This is a genomic window from Mycoplana sp. 10N416, assembly GCF_056394765.1.
Map to the genome: position 1 here is coordinate 1 of NZ_JBFTIM010000046.1, position 1171 is coordinate 1171.

The 1171-nt window shown below is 62.3% G+C and carries 1 protein-coding gene; it reads left to right on the forward strand.

The window, feature by feature from the left end:
• The first annotated feature begins 345 nt into the window (after positions 1–345).
• A complete protein-coding gene (locus AC1DDS_RS25730; RefSeq protein WP_477481436.1) occupies positions 346–1143 on the forward strand; it encodes a lytic murein transglycosylase in 798 nt (265 codons plus the stop codon).
• Positions 1144–1171 lie beyond the last annotated feature (28 nt).

A 1171-nucleotide genomic window follows, 5' to 3' on the forward strand; every position in this document is an offset into this window, starting at 1 on the left:
CATTCATTAGGATCGCGGCAAGACCCGTTGCGCCAGCGAAAGCGAGACTAATGCATCTGGACATTTCGCTCCCCTTTGCGTTTCGAAACCACGGCTGGCTTGCGCCCGTTTTTAATTCGACGCAATTTTGTGCCGCTTTATTCGCGGCTCCGGTGATTGCAAGCCGTCATCGGCGTGGCCGCGAGGCGAGCAGCGCCAGGGGAAAGGCGCGCATGGCTGGCCTTAATTCGCCCMACCGCTATTATTGATTTGGTCAAATTTCTCGAGCGCGCGAGCAACCGCAAGGGAAGGAGYGACGCCATTGCGGCCGGGTGCTTGATGGATCAGGCCGACTAGGAGAGCGACATGGCGTTCTTTGCTAAGGGACAGTTGATAGCTGCGGCGGGCGCCCTCGCCYTCTRCCTTCTCACGTGCGCCGCTCAGGCGGCCTCATGCGGCAAAAGCGCTGCCGGGTTTCAACAGTGGAAAGTGGAGTTTGCCGAGACGGCAAAGGCCGCCGGCGTCARGGGGAASGGCCTTGCAGCGCTTCTCGRAGCGAATTACGCCGTAGGAACCATCCGGGCCGACCGCTCCGTCAACAGGGCTTTCGGCGGCTCGGTCGATGACTTTATGAGACGCCGCGGTGGGCCTGCGATTATTTCCAAGGGCCGATCGCTCAAGACGGCGAACGCAGCACTCTTCGACAATATCGAGCGCAAGTACGGCGTGCCCGCCGGCGTGCTGCTCGCCATCTGGGGTATGGAGACCGGCTTCGGCGCCTCCATGGGCAACCAGAACACTGTATCGGCAATCGTCACGCTCGCCTACGATTGCCGCCGTCCGCAATTCTTCGCGCCGCATGCCATCGCGGCGCTCAAGCTGGTTGACAGCGGCGCGCTGAGCGCCCGCTCGGTCGGCGCAATGCACGGCGAGATCGGCCATACCGGGTTCCTGCCCGGGAACGTCTTGAAGTACGGCGTCGGCAACAGGGACATGCGCGACAAGAGTACTGCGCTGATGTCAACGGCCAACTTCCTCAGGGCGCACGGTTGGCGGGCCGGCGGGGGCTATCAAGGAAACATGGGCGCCATCGCTGGCTGGAACTCCGCGCGTGTCTATCAGCAGGCAATCGCCCGCATCGGCGCCGCGATCGACGGCAGTTAGATAGTTGCGCCCGCTTCCAGCTTAAAGT